The 23257-nt window shown below is 34.9% G+C and carries 19 protein-coding genes; 7 read left to right on the top strand and 12 right to left on the bottom strand.

Annotation, left to right across the window (positions count from 1 at the left end; translation table 11 throughout):
- Positions 1-83 precede the first annotated feature (83 nt).
- From katG to ABW637_RS02840, 11 genes are all read right to left on the bottom strand, one after another.
- Entirely contained in the window at positions 84-2360 is a 2277-nt protein-coding gene (gene katG, locus ABW637_RS02890) for a catalase/peroxidase HPI (RefSeq protein ID WP_367583127.1), read from the bottom strand.
- 532 nt (positions 2361-2892) lie between these two features.
- Positions 2893-4398, bottom strand: coding sequence for an alginate export family protein (locus tag ABW637_RS02885; protein WP_367583126.1), 1506 nt, complete (start codon positions 4396-4398; stop codon positions 2893-2895).
- Positions 4399-4416: 18 nt separating this feature from the next.
- Positions 4417-4875: a hypothetical protein gene (locus ABW637_RS02880; protein ID WP_367583125.1), complete on the bottom strand. Its 459-nt coding sequence runs from the start codon at positions 4873-4875 to the stop codon at positions 4417-4419.
- 6 nt (positions 4876-4881) lie between these two features.
- The gene (locus ABW637_RS02875) at positions 4882-5427 is read right to left on the bottom strand and encodes an NADPH-dependent FMN reductase (protein ID WP_367583124.1); all 546 of its coding nucleotides are present in this window, start codon (positions 5425-5427) and stop codon (positions 4882-4884) included.
- A gap of 79 nt (positions 5428-5506) precedes the next feature.
- The gene (locus ABW637_RS02870) at positions 5507-5977 is read right to left on the bottom strand and encodes a Crp/Fnr family transcriptional regulator (protein WP_367583123.1); all 471 of its coding nucleotides are present in this window, start codon (positions 5975-5977) and stop codon (positions 5507-5509) included.
- 430 nt (positions 5978-6407) lie between these two features.
- The gene (locus ABW637_RS02865) at positions 6408-6911 is read right to left on the bottom strand and encodes a DUF2867 domain-containing protein (protein ID WP_367583122.1); all 504 of its coding nucleotides are present in this window, start codon (positions 6909-6911) and stop codon (positions 6408-6410) included.
- Positions 6912-6955: 44 nt separating this feature from the next.
- On the bottom strand, positions 6956-8029 hold the full coding sequence (locus tag ABW637_RS02860; protein WP_367583121.1) for an Acg family FMN-binding oxidoreductase: 1074 nt from the start codon (positions 8027-8029) through the stop codon (positions 6956-6958).
- A 307-nt stretch (positions 8030-8336) separates the two neighbouring features.
- Positions 8337-9461: a glycoside hydrolase family 3 N-terminal domain-containing protein gene (locus tag ABW637_RS02855; protein ID WP_367583120.1), complete on the bottom strand. Its 1125-nt coding sequence runs from the start codon at positions 9459-9461 to the stop codon at positions 8337-8339.
- 131 nt (positions 9462-9592) lie between these two features.
- Positions 9593-10444 carry a sulfurtransferase gene (locus ABW637_RS02850; RefSeq protein WP_367583119.1) on the bottom strand — a complete coding sequence of 284 codons (852 nt, stop codon included), beginning with the start codon at positions 10442-10444 and terminating at the stop codon, positions 9593-9595.
- A gap of 17 nt (positions 10445-10461) precedes the next feature.
- Positions 10462-10917 (bottom strand): nuclear transport factor 2 family protein, encoded by a 456-nt coding sequence (locus ABW637_RS02845; protein ID WP_367583118.1) that lies wholly within the window; start codon positions 10915-10917, stop codon positions 10462-10464.
- 39 nt (positions 10918-10956) lie between these two features.
- Complete coding sequence (locus tag ABW637_RS02840) at positions 10957-11952, bottom strand: NAD(P)H-dependent glycerol-3-phosphate dehydrogenase (RefSeq protein WP_367583117.1); 996 nt, start codon at positions 11950-11952, stop codon at positions 10957-10959.
- Between the two features lie 123 nt (positions 11953-12075).
- On the opposite strand from ABW637_RS02840, the gene ABW637_RS02835 reads away from it, so the two are divergent.
- The 7 genes from ABW637_RS02835 to ABW637_RS02805 all read left to right on the top strand — a co-directional run bounded on the left by ABW637_RS02835 (position 12076) and on the right by ABW637_RS02805 (position 19398).
- Complete coding sequence (locus ABW637_RS02835; protein WP_367583116.1) at positions 12076-13005, top strand: nicotinic acid mononucleotide adenyltransferase; 930 nt, start codon at positions 12076-12078, stop codon at positions 13003-13005.
- A gap of 241 nt (positions 13006-13246) precedes the next feature.
- Positions 13247-13459, top strand: a complete 213-nt coding sequence (locus ABW637_RS02830) for a hypothetical protein (protein ID WP_367583115.1) — start codon at positions 13247-13249, stop codon at positions 13457-13459.
- Positions 13460-13744: 285 nt separating this feature from the next.
- Complete coding sequence (locus ABW637_RS02825) at positions 13745-14284, top strand: 3-hydroxyanthranilate 3,4-dioxygenase (protein ID WP_367583114.1); 540 nt, start codon at positions 13745-13747, stop codon at positions 14282-14284.
- A gap of 41 nt (positions 14285-14325) precedes the next feature.
- Complete coding sequence (locus tag ABW637_RS02820) at positions 14326-15750, top strand: leucine-rich repeat domain-containing protein (protein ID WP_367583113.1); 1425 nt, start codon at positions 14326-14328, stop codon at positions 15748-15750.
- Positions 15751-15905: 155 nt separating this feature from the next.
- The gene (amaB, locus tag ABW637_RS02815; protein ID WP_367583112.1) at positions 15906-17459 is read left to right on the top strand and encodes an L-piperidine-6-carboxylate dehydrogenase; all 1554 of its coding nucleotides are present in this window, start codon (positions 15906-15908) and stop codon (positions 17457-17459) included.
- Positions 17460-17563: 104 nt separating this feature from the next.
- Entirely contained in the window at positions 17564-18949 is a 1386-nt protein-coding gene (locus tag ABW637_RS02810) for an MGH1-like glycoside hydrolase domain-containing protein (RefSeq protein WP_367583111.1), read from the top strand.
- Between the two features lie 74 nt (positions 18950-19023).
- On the top strand, positions 19024-19398 hold the full coding sequence (locus tag ABW637_RS02805) for a carboxypeptidase-like regulatory domain-containing protein (RefSeq protein ID WP_367583110.1): 375 nt from the start codon (positions 19024-19026) through the stop codon (positions 19396-19398).
- Between the two features lie 61 nt (positions 19399-19459).
- Here ABW637_RS02805 and ABW637_RS02800 read toward each other — a convergent pair whose 3' ends face one another.
- Complete coding sequence (locus ABW637_RS02800) at positions 19460-23257, bottom strand: hypothetical protein (RefSeq protein ID WP_367583109.1); 3798 nt, start codon at positions 23255-23257, stop codon at positions 19460-19462.

The raw sequence follows: 23257 nt of genomic DNA, 5'->3' as shown, positions 1-23257 counted from the left end.
AATCTACAATAAATATCTTTCTGTAAAAGAAACCCACTTCGTTTTCAAAACGAAGTGGGTTTTTATAGGATGGTTGGATAAAATTAGTGCAGATCAAAACGATCTAATTGCATTACCTTGCTCCAGGCATCTACAAAATCTTTTACAAACTTCTCTTTTGTATCATGGCTTGCATACACCTCGGCCAATGCTCTTAACTCAGAGTTAGAACCAAAAATAAGATCTGCGCGTGTTGCGGTCCATTTCACCTCATTGGTTGTTCTATCTCTTCCTTCAAACTCTTCTTGTTTTTCTGAAGTAGCTTTCCAGACAGTATTCATGTCTAAGAGATTAACAAAAAAATCATTCGTTAAAGTTTCTGGGCTTTTTGTGAGAGCTCCACGTTTAGAATTATCATAATTGGTATTCAAAACACGCATCCCTCCAAGAAGAACTGTCATTTCTGGTATTGTTAATGTGAGTAATTGCGCTTTGTCTACCAACAGCTCTTCTGTTGTTAAGGTGTATTTTGTTTTAAGATAATTTCTAAACCCATCTGCCATAGGCTCGAGTACTGCCATTGAACTTGTATCTGTTTGTTCTTGCAAAGCATCCATACGGCCGGGAGTAAAAGGAACTTTAATAGGATACCCTGCTTTTTTAGCGGCTTCTTCTACAGCCGCAGATCCTCCTAATACAATCAGATCCGCCATAGATATTTTTTTGCCTTTGGCACTAAAATCACTTTGAATTTTTTCTAAAACAGTCAATACTTTATTCAATTGTTTAGGGTTATTGACTTCCCAGTTTTTTTGAGGTTCTAATCGAATACGAGACCCATTGGCACCACCTCTTCTATCAGAGTCACGAAAGGTGGATGCAGAAGCCCATGCGGTAGATACTAATTCACCAATGGTAAGATTCGAATTTAAGATGTTTGATTTCAAATCTGCAATATCTTGTGCTGATGCTAATTCGTGATCGACTGTCGGAATTGGGTCTTGCCAAAGAAATTCTTCTTTTGGAATTTCGGGCCCTATATATGTAGTTCGCGGTCCCATATCTCTATGCGTTAGTTTAAACCATGCACGGGCAAATGCCTTATTGAAAGCTTCAGGATTTTCTAAAAAATTTCTTGAAATTTTTTCATAAGCAGGATCAAATCGTAACGAAAGATCGGTAGTTAACATTGTTGGTTTATGTCTCTTTTCTGAATCAAAAGCATCCGGAAATATTTCTCCAGAATCTTTAGCGACCCATTGATGAGCTCCACCAGGACTTTTTGTTAACTCCCACTCAAAATTAAATAAATTAGCAAAGAAGGTGTTATTCCATTGGGTAGGTGTTGCAGTCCAGATTACTTCTAAACCAGAGGTAATTGCATCTTTACCTTTTCCTGAGCCATAATCACTTTTCCAACCTAAACCTTGTTCTTCAATACTCGCAGCTTCTGGCGAAGCACCCAGGTGAGAACCAGGAGCAGCGCCATGCGTTTTACCCAGCGTATGCCCTCCCGCGATAAGCGCTACGGTTTCTTCGTCGTTCATTCCCATTCGTCCAAACGTTTCTCGTATATCTATGGCCGCAGCAACGGGATCTGGATTGCCATTCGGACCTTCTGGATTAACATATATAAGTCCCATTTGCACAGCGGCAAGGGGTTTTTCGAGCTCACGCTCTCCTGTATATCGTTCATCATCTAGCATCTTCGATTCTGAACCCCAATATACATTACTGGCTGGTTCCCAAACGTCTTCTCTACCACCGGCAAAACCAATAGTTTTGAAACCCATGGATTCGAAAGCAACATTGCCGGCAAGGATCATTAAATCTGCCCATGAGATTTTGCTTCCATATTTTTGTTTGATGGGCCAAAGAAGTCTTCTGGCTTTATCCAAATTGCCATTATCTGGCCAGCTATTGAGCGGTGCAAAACGTTGTTGCCCCTCACGGGAGCCACCACGACCATCACCTGTTCTATAGGTACCGGCACTGTGCCATGCCATACGAATAAATAATCCACCATAATGTCCATAATCTGCAGGCCACCAGTCTTGTGAATCTGTCATTAACTTAGTCAAGTCTTCTTTTAAAGCCTCGTAATCCAGGCTATTAAATTTTTGTGCGTAATTAAAATCCTCGTCCATTGGATTGGACTTAGAAGAATGCTGCCGAAGCACACTTAAATCGAGTTGATTAGGCCACCAATCTCTGTTGGTTTTACCATCATTACTTACATTAAGACCGCCAGAGGGCCCTTCTGAAGAGAAACCGAAAGGACATTTCCCTTTTTTGGTCGTATCGCCAGTTACTTCATTTTGATTGCAACCTGTTAAGAGAATCAGAGCAAAAGCTAAGGGAATTAAGAGTTTGTTTTTCATTTGTGTAATTTTTAGGTTTAATAAGCAATTTTATTGTTGGTCCTTAAAGTTAACTGTATTTTTTTGCAGATAAAAATGGATAGTATTTATAAAATTATAGTTGAATAGATGATATCTATTCATTGTTATATAAGGCATCTAAGAAAATTATATTGCGAGTAAAGATTTTGTAAACGCTATACTTGTCTAAATCACTTTATTAATAAGTAGACAAGAAAAAAATAGTAGTTGTTATGAAGCTGGAAGGTTTACTTAGGTTTTTCATAGTACATACGTATTTAAGTTAGTATCTCAAATCTAATACTATAAGTACATGTAATTTGTTAGTTATCTAACATCTCGCGCTGAGGTAATCGTGTTATGTTTATATGTGATTTACTACTTTGATAGGTTTTTAGGAGATAACCATTTAATTCAGTCAAAATTATGGGACTCACGACTACTATTTCACGGCTACAAAACCAACAAAGAAAAATCACAAAGTTGCTTTTATACATTGCTGTAAGCCTTTTTTTACTCATTAAGCGGGGACTTAGAATTTAAAACTCAATGTTGGAGCTATGTAGAAAGTGTTTTCTGAATTGCCTGATGCTTTAATAAATTGGCCCGCGATGAAATAAGAGCTCCTTAAATCAAAAGAGATAGTACGATTGATCTCATAAGATACTTGTAAACCAAATACATCTCCAATATGTTTTGTGCGAATGCCATTTGCTTCACGAGTTAAAAAGCGGGGTGGAGTGTAAAGACCATCATTTGATTGGGTTCTATAAAAGAAGGCGTAGTCCATGTAAATTGTTAAACCTTCTAAAGGATAAAAAGTGAAGTTCGGATGTAGGCTTGTGATATTTGCAGGCGTATTTACTGCAGCGAGACTGTAAATCGCAGGATTAACGAATATTGGATTAAATGTTCCTATTTTTCCATCTTCAACACGTTGATCACCGCTCGACCAGTCTGCTTTGATTCCTAGTTTAGGTTTCCAGCCATTTTTGACAATCGTGTATTTCCAGTCAGTTTCTATGTTATAAGCAAAAATATCGCTATTGTCAAGTTTACCCAATTGTATGATTATTTCGGTATTGTAGGATAATCGACCTTTAGTGCTAAATGATCTAGCTCCAAAGGAATGTCTAGTTTCTTCACCTAAAACATCATTGAAGCGCGAGGAGTTAGCATGAAAGCCAAAGTAGTACAGGTCTAGTTTACCTCTGTCTCCTAGAAAAGGTCGTCTATAGTACACTCCCCAAAAAATAGGATTTGATGTATCACTTTTAAAAATATTGGATGTATTGTCAAAACTGAAAGGAGCAATAGTGACTTCTTTTCCATAAAGTAGGTCGATAGACGAGTTGTTTTTTTGAATTATAATTCTTGCCATATCAAAAGACCTTCTCATATTAGGTCCTTCTCTTATACCTACAATCCGAGAAGCTCCATATCCAATTTCTTGTCTTCCAAGCCTAACGGTTGCCGTAAAGCCAGAAGAATTGATAGGTTTCCACTCCAAAAAACCTTGATGGAGATCAATTTCATCAGATTCGAGAATTATATCTTCATTACCTGTCACATAACCACTGTATAGTTCACCAAAAAGACGAAACTTAGTACTTAGCGTTAAAGAGGTATGTAAATTAACTCTTTGAGAATAATAGGTCAGGTCCCTGTCAGTATAATTCTCGTTCGTGTAATGTTCGGCTCTTGCACGGTATTCACCACCCAATGTAAGAAAAACATTATTTTCTCTATTGATGGTGATTAGTTTAAGAGGTTGGAGAAAAATCATGTTTTTCTCTATTGAGTCTAAGTATAAGTAAGACTCTTCAGCTCTTAAAGTGCCAATGGGAGGAAAGCTCTGGATTTCCTTTTCTTCCTCTTGTCCGAGTGCGTTCCAAGGCAAACAAAACACAAGAATGATCAATATGCCAAAAAATTTAGTCACAATAATATACTGGTTTAGAATAACGAAGAAGAAGTTAATACGGTGTAGGATCATAAGATCAGTACTATGCGAAAACCAAAATACTGATCTCATCATCCATATTAATACCCTTTTTTACAGGTTAGAAGCCACTGAATTTTTAGTTTTAAAATGCGCTACAAAACTCAAAATGATAGCTGCTGAAGAGACCAAGGTCATGACCGTTCCTGGAACGAAATGCACAAAGCCTCCTAAATCTAGAAAAATGAAGTATCCTAAATCAGTTAAACCACCAGCAATAGCTGCCAGGAAGATGGCATTTTTATTACCCTTCCAGATATAAAATGCGCAAATAAGCGTTACAGTACCTACCCAAAGAAGATTAAAGCCGTGTTGGCCAATTACTGCTCCCGCAGCATCGGGATAAGTCATTTGCAGAGTCTCAGGGTCAACAGCATCCGCTATTCCACCTATTGCTCCGCTTATATCACCAGATGTAATAAAATAGATGGTCATGATACCTGCAAACATATGTACTAAACCCCAAATGATCCATAATACTGTTGATATTTTAAAAAAAGTCTTGTAATTCATAGTAAATTATATTTGATTAATATGTTCTTGAAATTTGTGTAACTCTGACTCAAAATTCCGAGCATGATTTTCTTCTATTATTTTATTGTCTTTGAAATAATGATTGAATGAGGGTAAGACATAGCTCGCAAGGATATTAGCTCCAAAAGCTGGAAATAAGTATAGTGAAACTTTCATCACGTAGTTTCTTTCTTTTTTTGAAGGAGAGGTAGAAAGAAGAAACATAGGCTTGCCGCTCCAGATATTCATGCCATCAATCCTTGAAATCCAGTCCCATAAATTTTTAAATGCACTGGTATAAAGGCCATTATACTCTGCTAGTGAAATGATTATGGCATCGGATTCTTTGATGAATTTCGAAAATCTAATTGCATTGTCGGGAATGCCTGATTTTTTTTCTAAATCAATTGAATAAATAGGTAATTCAAAATCATTTAGATCAAGAATAATTACTTCTGTATTTATTAATTTGTTAGCTGCAAATTGAGCAAATTGCTTATTGATGGATTGTTTGCTATTTGAAGCCCCAAAGGCAATAACATTTTTAGTCATTACTCTATATTTTGTTTAAGAGCAAATGTCTAGCTTACAAAAATGCTTTGCATTATGATTTCATAAGAAATAAAAAAAGCTAATCTTTTTGTAGATGCTTTGATTTAGCAGCGCTCAAAGTTTCAGGGTTAACACCAATATATGAAGCGATCATTCGCTGAGGTACCCGCTGAGTTATATCGGGATATGTTTGAACAAAATATTCGTAACGTTCAATAGCATTTGTACTGATTAGCATTAAAACTCGTTTTTGTAGTGAGTTTAATCTTTTTGTAAAAGCAACTACATTCTGTCTTTCTCTTTCAATGTCTTTTTGTAGAACAATTACTTTTGAATCTTCTAAAGCGTCTATAAATAGATCTGCAGGTGAGTCTGGGTTACAGTTGTCTGCTATTACCCAAGATTCTGGAGCAAACATGAATATATTTTCTTTACCATTTTTATCGATAGAATAACTTCTTAGTAAACCAGATTTGACATGGTAAACTTTTGTGTTTAGTTCACCACTTCGTTGCAATATCTCTCCTTTTTTTATTGATAACTCTTTCAAAATTTTAATTTTTCGATGGCATAAAGCGGTTTGTGTATGGTTAGTTACGGAAAATCAGTTGTAATTTTCCGACGTAGGACGAAGTTAATTAATTCAAGTGAATTTTCGGCGAGGAAATTTCATTGCAATTACTTATAGCATCGATGAAAAAGCAGTAAGTCTTTTAGTATGTCTTCGGATCCAGAACAATATTACAAAATAACGCAGGTGGTCTACCCTTAGGTAGAATCATATTAATAGCAAGTGAGCCGTTCTATTATAATTTATAATCATACAGATGCCCATAGCGACTCTTCAAATAGTTGATCATATATAGGATGCGGAGCAAGTTATATTAAAAGAAAAAAGTGGTTTAAGTAAAAAAGAAAATATTAATTAACTTTAGAGAACTGGACTAGTACTTTTAATAGGATACCTTATTGAACACCGTTCACAGCTTTATTAACCTTTTCAACAAACCAACAACTATTCTTCTGTGAAACGCTCTTATAATAAAAAAATAGAAGCGTCCTAAGGCATTATGGTATTTTACTAAGGTCGTTAGGTGAATTCTTCTATTATGTCCTTCTTCGTTTTCAAATACAGAAATCCTAAAATCTAAATGTTTATCATTCTCTGCAGTGATAATTTCATTATCACTTCTGTCTATAACAGTAAAGTAAACTGCTCTAGAGCCTACAGGATAATGATTCGCAATGTGTCTACGATCCTTATAACCACCTTTGTCTAAACCAAAAAGACTAAATATTGTGTTTCTTATACCCATTAATAGGTTAGCCCATTCAGGTGTTTGAAAAATGATAGTTGTTATGCTATCTAAGCTATCATTTGTTTGTGTAACTACAGAAAAAGAATCACAATAATGGTAATTGTTAAAACCCTTTGATATGATTGAATTTTTTGGGACTACATGTGTCCTGGTGATCTTTTTCATGTGATCTTTTTCTAATTGCAATTCACTTACATGTTGGCGCAGGACTAAATAATCACCTGATTTACAGGACGTCTAAGAGATTTCGGAAGTTCTGTTCCATATCCAAACCGAATTAATAGATCGGTTCTTCGATTTCCGATATTCAAGTAATTTGCCAATTGATCCCGTACTTTTGGGACTTCAACAGCTTGATTAACAAACGAATGTTTTAATCCTAATGCAGTAGCTTGTAATGCAAAGCGTTGGTAACACCTTCCTACCTTTATCCAATGGTCAATATCATCTTGTTCAGAAACAAAAGCGATGACACCCGCCGAACTTCTTATCTGGTCTCTGTATTTATCATTTTCGGTTTTTTCTTTAAAGGCTAAGTCAAAAAATAGTCTACCAACAAAACTTGGAAAAGTAGGATTCCCCGAAGTAGCAGTATAAAGCCCATCACCATGTTTCATGGCTGAATATGGATTAAATCGTAACCAATCCTTAAGCTCTTTTACAAAAGCTTGATCTCGCATTTGATCTGTATTTCCTTCTACGACAAACTCAAGAATTGCCTCTAAATCGGTTTTATTTGTAAATATCTGACTAGAGATGCCAGTCTCTTGTCCGATAGCTTCTAATACCTTGAGTTGTTCGGGTGATGCTTTCGTGCTATCATAGGTGGCTCTTGTACACTGTCTTTTAGGAATAGCGAAGAATAAGTTAGATTGGTCTGAAGAAGTAGGCTCAAAATCTATTTGAATTACTTCATCTGAGCCACTATGAATTGAAATATTAGCCTCTAAACCAAATGCTCTAGCGGCATGTACAATATTTTCTGCAGCACACCCTAGGCTTGCATAAAGATGATGGTCATCTGGATCTACGGCTGAACACCGTCTAGTAAAATCGGGAGAGATAGTAATTTTCTTATTACCAATTTTGAAATGCCAGGGTTGTGTATTATGGCTGTTAGCTGCTAATGTCGCATATCTAACTAGTTCAAACATTAGTGAAGTATTAGAGTTATTTAAATTACTAGAATGCCTCCAAGTATCAATAATTCTCTCTTCATATTTCAGATTTTGGTAACTATCGTTTAAAAAATAGGTTAATCCGCCTACAGCTATAGTTCCCATTCCAGCTATGGTTATGAATTTTCGCCTTTTCATCGTTAATAGAATCTCTAATAAAAATACTCTTAGAGACTTCACTAAACAATGATTTAAATCAGCAAAAAAGTTGAATTATGGTTTTTAGTTCAGGATGTAAATTGTAATGGCATGCAACAACTGTGTATATAAGGTTACACTGGATACACCTTTTTTTGCTTCAAACCCATACTATGCAGTACGGCATTTAGTTTAAGAGAAGAAGATATGCCAGTAATAGTATAATATTACTAATAAAGAACCTATGCTTAGACTTAACTATGGGCAAGTAGGATTAAATCACTCCTGCACAAACCTTTAATCGTAGTATCTTTTTTACCGACTGGATAACTTGTTTGTTATAATCTTTATCAGTTTCAATTTCTACCAGGATAGATTTCATGGTTTCTTCTTCGTCTTTTGGCATTAAGATCATATCACAACCGGCTTTGGAGGCAAGTAGAGGTGCATTATCCAAAATGGTAACGGCTTTCATGATATTTAAAGCATCAGAAACTATAATGCCCTCAAAACACATCCCGTCTTTTAATAAATCGGTAATAATTCTTCTTGAACAGCTCGAAGGCAACCCATTGGTTCCGAATGTATTATTATTCACTACAGTAATATGAGCAATCATAATGGATAATACACCATCTGCAATAATGGGTTTATAATTATCAACTTCTTGCAATGGACCATCAATATATACGCTTTGTTTATGGGTATCTCCTTTAACCAAGCCATGGCCGGGAAAATGCTTAGCTGTGGCAATAATCCCACCTTCTTGTGTACATTTTATAAAGCGATTTGCCAGATTGATTACAGAGTCTTTATTATTGCCATAGCTTCGAGATTTAATGGCTTCGTTACCGGGACTAATATCCAGAACAGGTGCAAAATTATGATGTACACCAATATCTTTGAGTTCCTTGTTAATGATATTGACTACCGCATCTGATTGAGCAGTGGTTTTAATATCAATCGTTTTCCCTACATCTTGTGCCCCTTTAATTCTGCTGGCAAATAGACTAGGTTCTGCATCCATACTAAAAATGAGCGGTAGTGTTTTATTTTTTTCTGAAATCGTATTGAGATCATCAATCGTTTCGGTATGCGTTTTTTTACTTCCCTTTAAAAAAACAACTCCACCAATAATATCGTCTTCTGCGAGTTTTTTTACGACGGCCTCAGGTTTCCCTAATTCCCCAGTACAGCTAATGATCATTTGGGCAATTCTCTGTTTTTGTGATAAGCTGTTATAAATAGAGTCTACAGTATGATCTAATGCAGGATTATCGGTATAAAAATCATCTAGACTGAATTTTTTGTCTTGGGCTTGAACAAATAGACTGAGGAATAAAGATACTATAAGTGCTAAAGGTAATTTTTGTTGGGATAAAAACTTAAAATATAACATGTACGTTCTAGATTTTTTTAAAATTCCCTCTCCTTGGGGAGAGGGCTAGGGTGAGGGGAATTGGAAAAACACCCTCACCTTAATCCTCTCCCTCAAGGGAGAGGAGACTTATTACTATTTTTTTTAACAATTTAACATGCAATAGGCACACCATCTAGTTGTCCCCATTCACTCCAGGAACCATCATAAACTGATACATTATCATATCCAGCCAGGTTGGCCGCTAACATAATAATACATGCCGTGATCCCGGATCCGCAGGTAAAGATCAGTTTTTTATTTTCAATATTAAAATCGTCAAGAACTTCTTTTAATTCACCTACCGGAAGTAGATGACCATCTCGTACTATTTTGGTATAATGTAAATTCATAGAATTTGGAATATGCCCTCCTTTAAGACTTGCTCTGGGTTCGGGTTCCTGAGCAGTAAATCTTCCGGGTGATCGTGCATCGAGAATTAAAGTGTTTTTATTGTTCATCTCTGCAAGGATAGATTTTGAATCTGTAGTAAGATCTTGATCAAACATAGCTTTAAAATCCCCTCGTTCTGTTGGATTAGAGCTATTATCCATGGTTTCACAAGGCATATTAGCACCTTTCCAGGCAGGTAATCCACCATCGAGTACAGCAATATTTTCATGCCCCATGGTTTTAAACATCCACCATACTCTGGGACTAGAGTATATTCCTAATTGATCATAGACTACGATTTTATGGTGATTGCTAATCCCTATATTTCTGCAGGCTTCAGAAAAAGCCTCAGGAGTAGGTAACATATTTGGGATATCTGTAGTGGTATCAGAAAATGCCTTTTTAATATCAAAAAACCGAGCATTTTTTATCTGAAGGTTAGCGCTTTTTGCTTCTTTAGTTGAGGTCACTTTCTTAATTGTGGCGTCTAAAACGATCAAATCCGGATGATCCAGATGTTCTGAAAGCCATGATACAGAGACCAGAGGTTGTGTGAATTTTAATGGTTTCATCGATGAGCTTTAAAGAATTAAGAAGCCATAAATTTATCGAGCATTCTGTTGGTTTGTTGAATCAGTTTTTTCTTAAAAAACCCAGTACCACCAAGTAACTTACCTTTCCATCCCATGGCTTGAGAAGCCCATCGATGTAGATTAAAATGATCAATATGTTTTATGATTTTACCATCTTTAAATTCAAACTTGGCATCAATGATATTATGAACAGAATTTCCTGTTTTACTAAAATTATACCAGGCCTCCCAGTGTGCAGATCCGGTATGCTCATTGGCTTCAACTTGTGAAAATTCGACTTTAAAATTAGTCGCATTTTTACAAAGCATTCGCCACATGCTTTTCGCTCGTTCTCCTTTTAGTTTTCCAAACCCCGGATCTTCAAAAACAATGTCATCATGATAACACGATACCATTTTATCAGGGTTTAGTTCACTCAAACCAGTATAGAATGTTTCGATAAGTTGCTTCATAGAATTAATATAAAATAAGAGCTATGAAGATAAGGATAATTAATCTAGCTTATCGGCTAGTTTCTTAAATACTTCTTTTGGGTTTTTATTTTCATATAAAACATCATGCACAGCATCTATAATTGGTGTTCTGGTAGTTGTGGTAGCATCAAGTTCGTAGGCAGTTTTTGCGGCATAATATCCCTCGGCAACCATGTTCATTTCCATCTGGGCGCTTTTTACGGTATATCCTTTTCCGATCATATTACCAAACATTCGATTACGGGAAAAAATAGAATATCCGGTTACCAATAAATCTCCTAAATAGGCAGAGTTATTAATGTTTCGTTTCATTTTATGCACTTTTTTAATGAAACGCTTCATTTCACGAATGGCATTACTCATTAAAACACTCTGGAAATTATCACCATATCCAAGACCGTGAGCAATACCGGCAGCAACAGAATATATGTTCTTAAGAACAGCTGCATACTCGGTACCAATAATGTCATCACTGGTTTTGCATTTGATATAGTAACTGCTTAAACGATCAGCCATAATTTTGGCTTTTTCTTCATCATTAGAAGCAATGGTAAGATAAGAAAGACGTTCCAGTGCAACTTCTTCTGCATGGCAAGGCCCCGTAATTACACCTATGTTATTAAATGGAATCTTATATTCGTCGTGAAAATGCTCTCCTACAATAAGGCCGGTTTCGGGAACAATACCTTTTATTGCCGAAAAAATTACTTTATCTTGTAATGAAGCCGTAAGTTTTTCTAGTTCACTGTGCAAAAAAGCAGAAGGAATGGCAAAAATCAAATAATCGGCATACTCGACTGCCTCATTAATATCATTAGTAAGCTTTAGTTGTTCTAGCTTAAACTCAACCGAACTTAGATAATTAGGATTGTGTTGTTGCCTTTTTAGATGCTCAAGAGCATATACACTTCGCATATACCAACCCACTTCATCAAGGTTTTCGGTAAGCATTTTTACAATAGCTGTAGCCCAACTACCTCCACCCAGAACTGCAAATTTTAGTTTTTTTTCCATAAAAAAGATTGTGGCTTCAAAAATAAGTAAAATCCGACTCAAAATAAAAATCTGATAATCAGTTTATTATAAGTTTGGCACGTGTTTTGGTTTCAGGTATTTGAAATTGAAAAGACACAGCTTATGAAGACTTTAAAATTACTTTCGATCATTTTTTTAGGTTCAATCGTATTAACCTCTTGTGTAGCAGAGGTTGTTATCGAAGAAGATGTATATATCGAAGAACCTGTTGTTACATTAAATGAAGTATTAAATACGTATGAAATCTGGTATGTAGATATCGAGCGTACAAAAGGAAGTGGAGAGGTTCCCTTTTTACAAAAAGCGTTCACGGTTTCTTTCAAAAATGGAGCGTTTTATGCCAATAATAATTTGGTAGGAATGGGGAGTAATGGTAGTGGTTTTGGATTAGATGTTGGTTATTATGATACCTACCGAACAGAAGTAGATATCAATCATGATATTGATGGGATATATAGACTTGCAGTAACACAACTTTCTAGTAATGAAATAGAATTGTATGATGGAGTTACCAACACGAGTTATTATTTGATTGGATATCAGAGAAGCACTTTTGATTATGACAGAGTGTTTTATGACAATATTCATTACTTTCTTCAGGAATATGAAACATGGGAAAAAGTATATACCAGTGAGTATGGAGTGCTAAATGAGTTTGATAATGAAAACTATTTGAAGTTTCTGTACTACGGTTCTGGAGATAATTTTAATAGCTCTGAGGATCAAAACGGAATTCCTATTGATGATATTATTTATGATTATGTTGGTCATTATGAGGTCTATGACATTGCAGATAATTTTTATAGGAAAACTTTAACACTTGATTATAGCTTTTTGGACAATGAATTCTTTGAGTTATCCGTTATTAATGACAGTGAAATAGAATTATTCCATCCAACATCTGGCACAGTATATCAGTTTAAGGGAAGAGGACACTTATTATTCAAGAGTTCTAAAAACGGTAAAACAGTCCAGAATGAAACAAAAAGAATTAAAAAAGCTGATCTTAAATTAAGAAAGCTTTCAAAATAAAAAGTAAGGTAGCACTTTACAACACAAATTTTTTGGTTGGTTATTTAGTTGGGAATCGCTCTACAAGAGAAATCTTGTTTGAGCGATTTCTTTTTTAGGCGACCTCTTTACAATGTAGAGAAAACAATCTTGACTACATTTTTAGTAAGTATTTGATATTCAGATGTTAATTTTCGAAAAATTAAGAGTTAGGGTATAATATTTCTTAACTTTAAGTACTCTAACAAATCCAATCTATATTATGCTGAAAAAAATTTTAAACATCGACAATGCCAAAGAACTAAGTAAGAATGAGCAAAAATTGGTAAAAGGAGGATTTATTCCGATTTTTGATGATTGTTGCACTTGTATTTTTAGACCTGGCAATAGCCCTTTTCCTATCTTAATTACACAATCGTGCTCTATTCCTTGTCCAACAGATGGGAGTTTAGAATATGAAGACACGGGTTGTTAATTTTTTATACAAGCGAACGTAGGTTCGCTTTCTTTCATCAGTTTAACAGTTTGGCTTAACTTAAAGTATAGTCAAAAGCCGTCGGATTGAGTGATTTTTAATAGAGAAACAAAGAAAAATTGTATCGAAATTAGGCTTTTGAGTGAAAACCCCTTGTTTTTCTATAGTGCTGCTGAGGGTGTCGAAGTACATTTTTACTACCGCTAATTTAAAATCAAGATTACTTCAGTTTTTAGAAAGTTTTCTTTGCAATTTCTTACTTTTATATTCCTTAAAAAGTAATATATGGCAATTAGAAAACCATTCAATCTTAATCAATGGATTGAAGAAAATAGGGATACACTCAAACCACCAGTAGGAAATAAAAATTTATATAAAGAAGCCGGAGATTATATTGTGATGATTGTGGCAGGGCCGAATGCCAGAAAGGATTACCACTATAATGAAACCGAAGAACTTTTTTATCAATTAGAGGGTACTATCGAAGTACATATACAAGAAGATGGAGAAAAGAAAACCATGGCTCTTGGCCCAGGAGATATGTACTTGCATCCTGCCAAAGTACCACATTCTCCTGTTCGGCATGAAGGATCCATTGGTTTGGTGATCGAAAGAAAAAGAGTAGACCTCGAAGCCGAAGATGGATTACTTTGGTTTTGTGACAATTGCAATCATAAGTTACACGAAGTATATTTTAAATTACATGATATTGAAAAAGATTTCTTAGGACATTTCAAAACCTTCTATGGTAATAAAGATCTAAGAACTTGTAATAATTGTGGCACCGAGATGTCAACAGACCAACGATTTGTATCTGAAAAATAATACGAAATTGATTTTAGTGTTCAAAATTAAATAAGTAGCCCATGTCTAGTTTAGTGCGAATTCATATTCTTTCAAAAAAAGAAAATACACTTGAAGTTGAAATAGAAATTATACATCCGGATGAACATCCTATACGAGATGATTTTAGTTATGCTTTTCAAATCATTTTAGAACAGTTTACAAATATCGAGGATGAGTATATCTATAATGCTGGCTGGCAACATTATCCTATCTCACAAGAAGAGGCTAATAGTTTAATCACTGAAGAGCTAAGGGCAGAACTTAACCCATTAAAAGAATTTTGTTATGGTCAATCTATAGATATTACAGAGGAAGAATATAAAAGTGTTGAAAATCAGGGAGATTGGAATTATAAAGGAGAGGATATTACATCCATGGGTATCGAAGATGAAACCAGATATCACATTACATTAAAACCAAAGTATTCGGATTTTTGTAAAGAGATAGAAAAATATATTGAATCGGTAGAAGTTTTGGATCACACAAATTACCCGCACTGGTTTGATCGCCTGGATGCCTGGCTGGAATATAAAGAAACATGGGATTTTCCTGAAGAAGCATACGAAATTCATAAAGACGAACCCAATCCCATTTATACTTTGAAAATTGCATTTAAACAACCACATATCATTTCTCACATTATTGAAGGCTCGCAATGGGAATCTGCAGCCTTTTCTTTTGAAGGGTATTATGCAAAAGACCATATTCCGAAGTATACAAAAAACAGAAAATTACTGATAGAATCTTTAGAGATCAAAGCAGAACCTCTAGAGCAAGAGTTAACAAATTGGTGGAATGCGTTATCCGATACTTGGAAACATATATTACAAATAAACCTTCATATACAAAGACATGAACTTTTTAATAGTTTGGTTACTCGATGTTTGGGGATGGTTACTTCAGCATATTTTAAGAATAACTACGCTGATGTAGTTTTCGGATCACCAACCATACATGATTTACAAGAAATGACCCAAATGAAAGCTCTTTTTGCTTCAAGTGTGGGTTTGAATACTTTAGAGCCTATCAAAATGCTTAAAGGATTACATCTTGTTGAGTTAGAATCAAATGATTTTGAAGATGTTACACCTTTAAGAGAATTGAAAAATCTTCAATACTTAAATTTGTACTCATGCTATAAAATGTCTAGAGTTAATGTAGCTTTATCAAATTTAAAAGAACTAAAATATCTTTATGTTGATCCAAAAACGCAAGAAGATATTAATGTAATTACAGATTTGGATAAGTTAAGAGAGTTACATTTTTTTGCAGAATTTGAAATGGATGCTAAAGCATTTGTCAACCTTAAAAACCTGCAGAAAATAAGTGGTTATTCTGAAGGAGTAACCGACGATAGCATGCCAATTCTAAAAGAAATGCTTGGTAGAGAAATAGATATTAAATGGGAGTTAGGAGAGACCGGAGAAATGTTACAACCAGACTAAGTCAAATCTGTTTACAAAAATTAGATTTATTGCTAAATTGATTTTTTAACCCCATAATTTTTAAAAATTCGTTCAAAATTAACTTTAGAATCGTTCAAAATTTAATTTATCTGCAAAACACTGTATCTTTACCTTTTTAAAAAGTAATAAACATCATGGCAACAACAATAGTAGATTTCGGAATTCAGGAAGCGCTTAAACAGTTAGGGGTTTCTGATCACAATAAAGGAACTTCAACGGGTGCAAATTGGTTTTCTTCTCAAGAAACAATTTCATCATACTCACCAGTAGATGGTGAATTAATTGGTAAAGTAGAAACCACTTCGGCAGCAGATTATGAAAAAGTAATTCAGACCGCATCAGAAGCGTTCAAGTCATGGAGAGTAATGCCTGCTCCTTTGCGTGGAGAAATTGTAAGACAATTTGGTGAGGAATTAAGAAAATTAAAAGAGCCACTTGGTAAATTAGTTTCTTACGAAATGGGTAAATCGTATCAAGAAGGTTTAGGAGAAGTACAAGAGATGATCGATATCTGTGATTTTGCTGTTGGATTATCAAGACAATTACATGGGTTAACCATGCACTCAGAGCGCCCGGGTCATAGAATGTACGAACAGTATCATCCACTAGGGATTGTAGGGATTATTTCGGCATTTAATTTTCCCGTAGCCGTTTGGGCATGGAACACTGCATTAGCATGGATTTGTGGAGATGTTTGTGTTTGGAAACCAAGTGAAAAAACGCCACTTTGTGGAGTTGCTTGTCAGAACATTATTGCCAAAGTATTAAAAGAAAATAATCTTCCCGAAGGAATTTCTTGTCTAATTAACGGAGATTACAAAGTAGGAGAGATGATGACCATAGATAAACGTGTTCCTTTAGTTTCGGCAACAGGATCGACTCGCATGGGTAAAATTGTAGCCGCTACCGTAGGGCAGCGTCTTGGTAAATCACTTCTAGAATTAGGAGGAAATAATGCCATTATTGTGACTCCTGATGCAGATATTAAAATGACCGTAATCGGAGCCGTTTTTGGAGCCGTAGGAACAGCAGGACAACGTTGTACATCGACACGTAGGTTGATTATTCATGAATCTATTTATGATAAAGTGAAGAAAGCAGTAGTAGATGCTTATGGGCAGTTAAGAATAGGTAATCCGTTAGATGAGAACAATCATGTAGGACCACTTATTGATACCGATGCTGTAAAAGGATATCAAAATGCATTAGAAAAAGTAGTAGAAGAAGGTGGAAATATAGTAGTGGAAGGTGCAGTACTATCAGGTGAAGGTTATGAAAGCGGCTGCTATGTAAAACCGGCTATTGCTGAAGCTGATAATTCTTTTAAAATCGTACAGCATGAAACCTTTGCGCCTGTATTATATCTTTTAAAGTATAGTGGTGATGTAGAAAATGCGATCGATACTCAAAATGGTGTTGCACAGGGATTATCTTCTGCAATTATGACGAACAACTTAAGAGAAGCAGAACGTTTCTTATCTCATGCAGGATCTGATTGTGGTATTGCCAATGTGAATATTGGTACTTCTGGTGCCGAGATTGGCGGTGCTTTTGGAGGTGAAAAAGAAACCGGCGGGGGTCGAGAATCTGGATCAGATGCCTGGAAAGTGTATATGAGACGCCAAACCAATACGATAAATTATACCACAGAATTACCATTGGCCCAAGGAATCAAATTTGATTTGTAGACCAGTAGTTTTCTTATAAAATAGTTAAAAGCATCCCATCTTGGGGTGCTTTTTTTGTTGAATAGGTTCTATTATGTAACTTTCTGAAAACTAATAGGCTTATTATGAAAAGAAGAGATTTTGCAAAGAAATTGGGGGTTAGCGCAGGAGTATTAAGTGTTTCCGGAATGTATGCATGTACTAATGAAACAAAAAAAGATACACCTAATGTCAAAGAAGAATGTCCATCTGTATTTAAAGTAACTTCAGAACTATCAAAACGAATGTATGATAAAGCTCTAGAAATTACTAAAGCAAAGGTCCGGGGAGGAGATACCGAGGTGTTTTTTAAAAAACCATTTATTGATGCCGCGTTTTCTCAGAATATCTTTCTTTGGGATACCTGTTTTATGGTTTGCTTTGCAAAATATCACTTAGATGAACTGCCAGTATACCAAGCACTTGATAATTTTTATGATCAGATAGAAGAAGATGGGTATATCTGCAGAGAATATCGTGAAGATGGATCACCACTTTGGTCAAAAGATCACCCTGTTTCTATAAACCCTCCACTATTAGCATTTGCCGAGCTAGAGATGTATTCGGTTACAAAAGACAAAGAACGGCTAAAGAAAGTATACCCTATTCTAAAAAAGAACTTCGAGTTTTTAGTAAACACTTATCAGATGGATGATCATCTATTTTATGCCGATACTCTAGGCATGGGGATGGATAATATCCAGCGTTATCCAGAGGGATGGGATAATGATGGTAATGGTATGACCCATCATGAATTAGGTGAAAAATTAGAACAAATGAGTGCTCCCGGAGCGGTAAAGCTGAACACATTTATCGCTGAATACCCTACAACCTTACAAGGCGTTTGGAACAAGCAAGGCAGGTTAGTAGACTTCTCTTGCCAGATGGCAATGCTTGCCGATCAACTCAAAACAATGGCTCAAGCTATAGATGAATCTAAGGATGTAAAGGGGTATTCTAAGGTTCATGAGAATATCGCCAAGGCAATTAATGAATTATGTTGGAATGAAGAAGATCAGATTTACTATGATTTAGGCTTCGGAAAACAAATTCCTCGAAAACATATTGGGATGTATTGGGCCTTATTAGGAAAGGTGGTTCCCGACGAAAGAATGGAATCATTTTTAGCGCATCTTGAAAACCCAAAGGAGTTCGGAAGACGTACACCATTACCGGCACTATCGGCTGACGATATAGATTATAGAGGTTGGGGAGATTATTGGCGAGGTGGAGTATGGGCACCTACCTCATATATGGTTCTAAAAGGGTTAACAGTTTGCGGGCAACATGATTTGGCAAAACGATTAGCAAAAAAGACATATAATTCTATCGCCGAGGTTTTTGAAGCTACAGGTACTTTTTGGGAGAACTATTCCCCGGATTTGGTTGCTTATGGTATGCCCGCTAAGAAAGATTTTTGTGGATGGACAGCCTTAATTCCTATTGCGGTGTATAAAGAATACATTGCCTAAAAAGTTAAAAAAACGCAACCTTATCGTATAAAATGCATCGTTTATACAAGTAGTAATGCATTATTTATAGATAGATGAAGAAATTTATTTTTGTTAGTTTAGTACTTATTTGTTGGGCTTGTAATAATGATGATGATAAGACCGAAGACCCTGTTTTTTGTACACAAGAAGCGCGTCCCGGGTTAGAAATCACGGTAAAAGATGCATCAGATGGGATGTTTTTGGTCGAGGGTGTTGAGGTGGTTATTACCGATGGAGACTATAAAGAAACGTTAGAAGGTTTTACAGGATCAAACACCTTTTTTGGAGCTTACGAGCGTACAGGAACATATATTGTAGTGGTAAGTAAAAATAATTATCAAACCAAAACAAGTGGCCCTATAGTGGTGGATAAGGATATCTGCCATGTGATCACCCAAAATATTGAGGTTTTGTTGGAGAAAAACTAATTTTTAACATTAAATAAAAGGGAAGGAAATTAATTTCCTTCCCTTTTTCTATTTCGCAATATTATTGCTTATAGTTATACTCTATTTTTTCAAGAAGTTTGTTGTTTAGATCAGAGGTTTCAATCAATCTATTGAAATTATCATATTTGTAGTTCATCTCTTCTTGTCGTTGATCAATTTTTGTAATCAGTTTTCCTTGCACATCATAAATACTAACCTCGATCATTGCCTCTGGAAGCTTATCGTATAATTTTAATAACTCTGATTTCAAACTCAAATCATCAAGGTTTTGAAGAGAGCTCATAGTAATATCAAGATTATTAATAACGTTATCATATCTTACATTAGATAGTGTAGCAATAGGGTATTTATAATTAGATCCAAATAAGATAGAATTATATTGACCTTTGCCATTTGATGTTTCTATTATCTGTCCATAGTCATTCATTTTAGATACATTATGTGTTTTTCTTAATGATGAAGAGGAATTACCTGACCACGTTTCTGAAGCATATATTTTATTGTTTGAATCTTTAACCCAAATTGTTTTATTGACCAAGGTTTCTTTTCCATCTACTTTATTAATAATTTCATAAGGTTGGTTTATGAAGTTCTCATCTTTCATAAAAGGATATTCCTCATATGCATATTTAGTGATTGTTTCTTCAATTTCTCCCATACTGTTAGTATGTTTGACACTAACAGGTAAAACATAGGGTTTAAGAGCATATGTAGTTTCGATTTCATCTAATAATATTCCTCCTTCAAAATAGAGTCTACTATATTGTCTTTCTAATTTAATGGTATAACTTTTTGAAAATTCATCAAATTTTCGCCAATTATTAATCTTTAAGCTTACTGTACTCCCGTCTTGGTCTAGAATCTTTTCTTGAGTTAATAAACCTGCCATTTGAAGATCATTTACTCCATTATTATACTTTTTCTCTATTTTACCTATAGGAGAAGGAGTACCATAGTATCCTATATTATTTATGGCAACATCTCCGTAATAGGTTATATCATTATTTGGAGTACTGTTTGGAGTGTCATAAGAATAAGTAGTTGCTCTTATTTCTCCACGACCATCATTTATTTCAACAATATTAACAACAATATCTCTTACGTCATTATTAACTTTATCATCTATAAAACGATATAAATTAGGAGAATTTGAAGTTTTTGATCTTATAAATAAGGATTTCGAACTCATTATAGGAGTTCTGCCAGCAAATTTACTTGGGCCACTGAATAAATAATGGGATTTATTACCTAGATTAATATTGGTCATTTGATCTGTTGTTTTATCAACATAATATAATAATCCCTGATTGTCAGAAATATCGGATTCCGAGGCACCTTCTAGCTCAACAAATGCATGTTGATTACCATTGGTATGTGTAAAAATATTATCAGTTGGTAATGTACTATTTAAGGTAGGCCAGATAGTAGTATTTGAGAGTTTATAAATTTTATTACGTAATACTAAAAAATCTTTTGTAGCACCTGATTTACCTCCTCCATCAGAGCTAAAAAAGTTATTGACTTCCCATAAGTCTAAATTGGCATTATAAGCTGCAAAACCAGAATATCTGCTGCCATTATCACTAATACTATAGGTCATAAAATCTTCTCCATATGATGGATAACTACCATTGGGATGTAAAAAATCTTTAACATTCCAGCCAACGCCATTAAATCGTGCAAACTTTATAGGTTTTTGATATAGCCAACTTTGAAGTATAAACATTCCGCTATAGGTAGGAACAATTGGATTGGCATCGTTATGTCTGCCTAAAACATCATCAGGAGTCAATACATTATAATTTTTATCCCATCGAATAAAAAACTCTGAATTATGATCTGCTACAAAACCACTCATAGCATTATCAGGATAGAAATAACTATCTTTTTCAATTTTAGAAAGAATAGGGTTTGCTATGGCTGACCATGATTTACTTTCCCATCTATTTTCTAGATTTAAATAATGAATATAATAGCGATCCTTATATCGAACTCCGGTAATGTAATCTTCTCTGGTCAAAGAAGGAATCCCTGTTCCTAATCCTCCTCTATCTAAGACCAAAATGTAATTATTAGCTGCTGAATAATGAAAATAAGACAGAGAACCATCGTTTGGCGTTCTCTGATCAATTACATTATGTGCCCAAATGTTTTTGTTGCTATTCCACGTAAATGTGTGCAATGCTGAGCTAACTCCATCGGCCAACGCAACAAAATTGTCTCCTGATATAAATGCAGTATCAGATTCTTCAACCGTATTTAATGAAAAAATATCTGTGCTATCATACGAACTACGGACCCAGGAAGTTCCTGTTGATTTTAGGTGAAACAAATCTACTTTAGTATTATCACCATTACCATCCATATATAAAAATCCATAAAAATCTTTACCAAATACAGCATGAAAATTTTGTAACCATGTATTCCCGTTTGGATAATCATCACGTATTAAATAAGGTAAAGTAAATGCACTCTGTTCCCAACCTTGACCATTCCACCATTGTCTGATTACCTTAAATTGATGTTTGCCATTACTTACTGGGTTTTGTGATTTTAATAATGTTAGCGTATAATTTTCTTTGGTAGCAATAGCATAAAAGTTGAACCCCACATTAGTAGGAGAAGTGCCTACATAATTATTGGGAGTATTGTTAAATAAAAGTTTGTTTTTATATTTATAAGTAACCGACCCGCCTGTTGGATAGGTTATTGTTTTAATGCCTCCCTTAAATGTTCCAGAAGTGTAATACTCAAATTTTTGACTTGGTAAAAATTCTCCGTTGGCATTTTCTTGTGCGATATTAGCAAGGTATCTTTTTTTATCAGTTGATGAATTGTTATTAATCAAAGAATATGTGAAATTGTAGTTGTATATCAGATTATTATCACTGTTATAGCTTGCTATGCTCTGTAAAAATCTTTTTTCATAACGTTCCTGATAAGCATCTGGCTCTATTTTTTCTTGATGAGGCTCATAAAATTCGCTAGGATCTTTATCTCCATAGGTGAGAACAACGTTTTCTCCTGTTGAAGAAATAATTTTCTTTAAATAAGCAGCTTCAGTTTGTGATACTCCACCTACGGTACTCTCTTGTTTTTCATATTCAAAACGTATATTATTGTTCCATTGGTCTCTTATCGTAGATAAATTCCATACAATGGTCTCTCTACTACGTCCAGGCTGATTAGAGTTACCTATCCAATTGCCCCAACCAACTAAATTTTCTCTTGCATTAGCGTTTACACCGTACAAATAATCTGCACCTTCATCATTAGTTATTATCCAAAAATCAAGAGGGATTTCAGTAAGAAGACCGTTTACAAAATCTTTTGAAGCTTTATAGTATTTAATTTTCCATGGAACAAAGTTTTCTGCTTGAAACTCCCATATAATATTTCCAGTTTCAAAAACCCCAAGTTCATTTCTGCGTATACAATGTAGTTTGGTGCTTTTATCTGTGCTTTGTAGATAAAATTCATCATCTTCTCTGGTTGTTGTGTTTTTATTGTCAACCACTACTCTAGGTACATTAAGCCCAAATCCAACTCCTACTTCACTTGTAGAGTTATATTTATTAGTATTAGACCCTTCATCAAAAGCCAGATTTCCATTATAGTTTAATGAAAGGTCATAATATACTGTTCTAGATGTTATTTTTGTAATTGGCACAGGGAAATTAACTTTTCCTGTTGGTTCATTGATAGAACTTTGTACAAACCCCTCTATGTTTTGTCCAGAATTAAATGATGATTTTTGAGGAGTTACAATATCTATAGTTTCTTGAGCAACAACAAATGATGATGCTAATATGAGGAATGATATAAGGATTTTTTTCAT

It is taken from the genome of Aquimarina penaris, assembly GCF_040786285.1.
Lineage (GTDB): Bacteria > Bacteroidota > Bacteroidia > Flavobacteriales > Flavobacteriaceae > Aquimarina.
Note: the sequence above shows the minus strand (reverse complement) of the source record. Positions and strands in the feature narration are given on the sequence as shown.

Coding starts and splice junctions, on each gene's coding strand:
- ABW637_RS02820 (WP_367583113.1), top strand. CDS start 14,326: ATGTCTAGTTTAGTGCGAATTCATATTCTTTCAAAAAAAGAAAATACA.
- ABW637_RS02800 (WP_367583109.1), bottom strand. CDS start 23,257: ATGAAAAAAATCCTTATATCATTCCTCATATTAGCATCATCATTTGTT.
- ABW637_RS02855 (WP_367583120.1), bottom strand. CDS start 9,461: ATGTTATATTTTAAGTTTTTATCCCAACAAAAATTACCTTTAGCACTT.
- ABW637_RS02885 (WP_367583126.1), bottom strand. CDS start 4,398: ATGATGAGATCAGTATTTTGGTTTTCGCATAGTACTGATCTTATGATC.
- ABW637_RS02825 (WP_367583114.1), top strand. CDS start 13,745: ATGGCAATTAGAAAACCATTCAATCTTAATCAATGGATTGAAGAAAAT.
- ABW637_RS02860 (WP_367583121.1), bottom strand. CDS start 8,029: ATGGGAACTATAGCTGTAGGCGGATTAACCTATTTTTTAAACGATAGT.
- ABW637_RS02810 (WP_367583111.1), top strand. CDS start 17,564: ATGAAAAGAAGAGATTTTGCAAAGAAATTGGGGGTTAGCGCAGGAGTA.
- ABW637_RS02835 (WP_367583116.1), top strand. CDS start 12,076: ATGAAGACTTTAAAATTACTTTCGATCATTTTTTTAGGTTCAATCGTA.
- ABW637_RS02880 (WP_367583125.1), bottom strand. CDS start 4,875: ATGAATTACAAGACTTTTTTTAAAATATCAACAGTATTATGGATCATT.
- ABW637_RS02875 (WP_367583124.1), bottom strand. CDS start 5,427: ATGACTAAAAATGTTATTGCCTTTGGGGCTTCAAATAGCAAACAATCC.
- ABW637_RS02845 (WP_367583118.1), bottom strand. CDS start 10,917: ATGAAGCAACTTATCGAAACATTCTATACTGGTTTGAGTGAACTAAAC.
- amaB (WP_367583112.1), top strand. CDS start 15,906: ATGGCAACAACAATAGTAGATTTCGGAATTCAGGAAGCGCTTAAACAG.
- ABW637_RS02865 (WP_367583122.1), bottom strand. CDS start 6,911: ATGAAAAAGATCACCAGGACACATGTAGTCCCAAAAAATTCAATCATA.
- ABW637_RS02805 (WP_367583110.1), top strand. CDS start 19,024: ATGAAGAAATTTATTTTTGTTAGTTTAGTACTTATTTGTTGGGCTTGT.
- ABW637_RS02850 (WP_367583119.1), bottom strand. CDS start 10,444: ATGAAACCATTAAAATTCACACAACCTCTGGTCTCTGTATCATGGCTT.
- ABW637_RS02840 (WP_367583117.1), bottom strand. CDS start 11,952: ATGGAAAAAAAACTAAAATTTGCAGTTCTGGGTGGAGGTAGTTGGGCT.
- katG (WP_367583127.1), bottom strand. CDS start 2,360: ATGAAAAACAAACTCTTAATTCCCTTAGCTTTTGCTCTGATTCTCTTA.
- ABW637_RS02830 (WP_367583115.1), top strand. CDS start 13,247: ATGCTGAAAAAAATTTTAAACATCGACAATGCCAAAGAACTAAGTAAG.